The 3,504-nt window shown below is 71.1% G+C and carries 1 protein-coding gene and 2 pseudogenes; 2 read left to right on the forward strand and 1 reads right to left on the reverse strand.

Features of this window, described 5'->3' with window-relative positions:
* Window positions 1-276: pseudogene (locus D7X74_RS40565) on the forward strand (PQQ-like beta-propeller repeat protein); the annotation flags it as partial.
* A gap of 911 nt (window positions 277-1,187) precedes the next feature.
* Here D7X74_RS40565 and D7X74_RS40575 read toward each other — a convergent pair.
* Window positions 1,188-2,456 (reverse strand): MFS transporter, encoded by a 1,269-nt coding sequence (locus D7X74_RS40575; protein ID WP_120538279.1) that lies wholly within the window; start codon window positions 2,454-2,456, stop codon window positions 1,188-1,190.
* A gap of 427 nt (window positions 2,457-2,883) precedes the next feature.
* On the opposite strand from D7X74_RS40575, the pseudogene D7X74_RS40580 reads away from it, so the two are divergent.
* Window positions 2,884-3,504 (forward strand): annotated as a pseudogene (locus tag D7X74_RS40580) (hypothetical protein); the annotation flags it as partial.

Consider the following 3,504-nt stretch of genomic DNA (forward strand, 5'->3'; position numbering starts at 1 on the left):
GCACCCGCCCCAGCAGCGGAGGTGGCGCGGGTGGCGCTGCCATCTCCGCTGCTGGGGCGGGTGCAGGTGGGGCTGGAGGACCTGCTGCTGGTGCCCACGTCCGGACACGAGGGACAGCTCGTGGCGCTCAGGGCCCCGGGCTGGACGCCCGCGTTCACGGTGAGGGCGGACACGTCGCTGCGCACCCGGCCCGTGGTGCGCGGCCCGCTGGTGTTCGTGCTGGGCCTGGATGGCCGAGTGTTGGCATGGCGACTGCGCGTGCCGCCGCCCACCTGACGCCAGAGGATTCCCTGCATCGTTTTTTCCCGGGCCGGCTCATTCGAGTGGGGGGGAATCCGCGCGGGCTCACGAAGGTGGGGGGGCACGACGCGCGCGCGGTCTTCATCCATGCCCGGACCGGGAGCGCTCCCGGTCCGGGTGAAGCTTTCTTCGAGGAAGAAGGAGCCCCTTCCCGGTTGGCGTTCCCGCCGCGAAACGAGGTGGCCCGTGGATGTGAAGCGCATCGTTGGCATGATTGGGTATTGCTTGTGCACCCTGCTGGTGGGTTGCGCGGGGCCAAGGCGTGGACGTATCGGGCCGCCCGTGGCCCTGCCCCACGGCGAGCCCCGCACGGAATGCGAGCGCGCGGAGTGGTACGACCTCGCTCCGGCCCGTGTGCAGGCAACGACCGGGAGGGCCTACGGGACCCTCGCGGTCCAGTACCGCCAGGAGCGTGAAGGACGCGCACCGCCGGGTCATGTATTGGGCCCTGGGGGGCCTGACGGGGGGAGTCGCTGGAATCGGGGCAGGCGCCGCGCTCGTGAACACGAACAGCACCGCCGCCATGGTGGCGATAGGGACCGGACTCGTCGCGTGCGTGGTGGGGACCGTGGGGGCCTATGCCTCCTACCCCTCCCTCAATGACTCATTGAATGCGAGCGCGCGAGACAGGCTGCTCTTCCCCTACAGAGAGGATCTGGCTGCCGGGGCGCGCGGCGTCAACACCCTCAATGGTGAGCGCAGACGGAGCTGCGGTGGGACGTCCGTGCCGCTCACGCGCCAACCGGCGGCGGCGCAAGAGGCGAAGAAGCCACTCCCAACCGCGGGGCAGCGCGGCGCGCCCATCACCGTCTGGCCTCCCCCCTGAAGTCCTTGAGCGCCTGCCCGCGACCGTCAGCCGCCGGCAGGACGCTCCCCCCTCCGCGTCGCTAGCCCACGGGTCCCGGCTGGGAGTCCGCGCCCGCGCGGGCCGCGTCGGGGGACTCCACGAAGTCCAGGTCGCGGTGGAACGTCTCCGTCAGCCGCGCCAGCGAGAGGAGCGCCACGCCAAAGCACATGGCGCCCACGGCGAGCGCCGCGTGGCCCACGGTGAGGTGGCCCTTGAGCACACCGAAGGCGCTGGCCGCGAGCACCGCGGAGCCGCGCACGAAGTTGGGCACCGTCGTCGCCACGGTGGCGCGGATGTTGGTGCCGAACTGCTCTGCGGCCATGGTCACCAGCACCGCCCAGTAGCCCACGCACAGGCCGATGAGGAAGCTCAGGAAGTAGATGAGCGTGGGGGTGAGCCCGGGCATCAGGCCGTACACCAGCACCAGCACGAACCACGCGCACAGCCCCAGCCCCACCGCGCGCTTGCGGCTCTGGAGCCACTGGCTGAGCAGGCCGGACAGCAGGTCCCCCAGCGTCAGGCCCACGCTGCCGAAGAGGATGGCGTTGCCCGCCGTCACCGTGCCCTGGACGTTCAAGCCCGCCGTCAGCTCCGGCGCGAAGACGAAGAGGATGCCGGTGGTGAAGTAGATGGGCACGCCCACGCCGATGCAGCAGAGGTACGTGAGGAAGCGCCCCCCTTGCAGCAGCAGCAACGGGTTCGCCTTCGCGGGGCCGGCCTTGTGGGTGAAGAGGGCGGACTCGGACACCTTGAAGCGGGTGAAGAGGAGCGCCAGCCCCAGCACGCCGCCCGTCACGTACGCCGTCTTCCAGTGCAGGTGCTGGGCGACGAGCGCCGCCACGACGATGCCCAACATGCCCAGCGTCGCGACCACGGTGGTGCCCAGGCCGCGCTTCTCCTTGGGCAGGGACTCCGCGACCAGGGTGATGGCCGCGCCCAATTCGCCCGCGAGCCCCAGGCCTCCGAAGAAGCGGCAGACGGCGTAGCTCGTCACGTCCCACGCGAACGCGTTGGCCAGGTTCGCCGCCGAGTACAGGAGGATGGAGCCGAACATCACCGACAGCCGGCCCTTCCGGTCCCCGAGCATTCCCCAGAAGAGGCCGCCCACCATCATCCCCGCCATCTGCGCGTTGTAGATGAAGAGCCCCTTCTGGAGGATGTCCGCCGGGTCCGTGAGGCCCAGGTCCTTCAGCGAGGCGACGCGCACCACGCCGAACAACGTGATGTCGAAGAGGTCGACGAAGTACCCGAGCCCCGCCACGAGGACGGTGAGGTTCAGGACCGAGCGCAAATCCCGCAGCCGTGTCATGGCGTGGGATTAAGGGCGTTCGCCGGGCGCGGAGCAAGCCTCCGGTGAAACGTCGCCTGCTTCCAGGCGGGGCGTGCCGCACCCTCCGCGAAGGCGCAGCCCCCAGGGCTTCACGAAGATCCGCAGTGTCCTTCTCCCCGCCAGCAGCGTCCTGGCTGGCGGCAATGTTTTTCACCGGATGAAACACAGACATCCGCCCGGGAGTCTCTCTCCCCTCGCGCGTGATGGTTTCTGCCTTCCTCGAAACACAGACATCCACCGCCCTGGGGGCTGCCCTCCCCCACCCCGGGAACGGTGGAGACCCTCCCGGTCCAGGACGCCAGGCAATGGTGGCCTCCGCCCTCCCGGCCTCCCCGCCATGGGGTGCAGGACGATCCACACCATGAGGTGCTTCCGTACGGATTCCCTGGAAGGTAGGTTTTACGGCATGTCCCAGTTGGAGGTCGGGGTGTGGCAGCGCGTGGTGGGGCTGGCCGTGTTGCTGGCCCTGGGGAGCCCCGCGTGGGCGGCCAACGCGTGGCGGGCCGTCGCGCGCTCGGCATCCCCCGAGGACCGCGCACTCCTGGAGCGGGTGCGGGGACAGAGCAGCGACCTGCCGGTGGTGCTGACCGTGGAGGAGGGGCCGGCGCTGGAGACGAGCCCGGACGGGGCGTGGCGCGAGGCGGAGCGGGTGGCCTTGCGCCAGGACGCTCGCGCGGTGCTGTGGTTCGCGCGCGAGGGCGCGGAGGTGCGTGTGTCCGTGGCGGCGCCCCGGACGGGACACCTGTTCGTCCGGACCGCGCACCTGGAGGGCACGCCTGAAACGCTGACGTGGTCCGTGGGGGCGGAGGCGCTGGCGCTGGCGGTGCGCTCGGCGCTGCGCGCGGTGGACGCGGGGGAACCCCTGGGTGAAGTCGTCGCCCCCCCGCCTCCCGTGGCGGCACCTCCGGCGCTTGCGCCTCCACCTCCGGAGCCCGTGCCGGTGGCGGTCGCTCCGGTGGAAGGGGCCTTCATCCAGGTGGGGCTGCACGCGGCGCTGGATGGCTACCACCCGGGGGGACAGCAGGGG

The sequence above is a fragment of the Corallococcus sp. CA047B genome, from assembly GCF_003612065.1.
Lineage (GTDB): Bacteria > Myxococcota > Myxococcia > Myxococcales > Myxococcaceae > Corallococcus > Corallococcus praedator.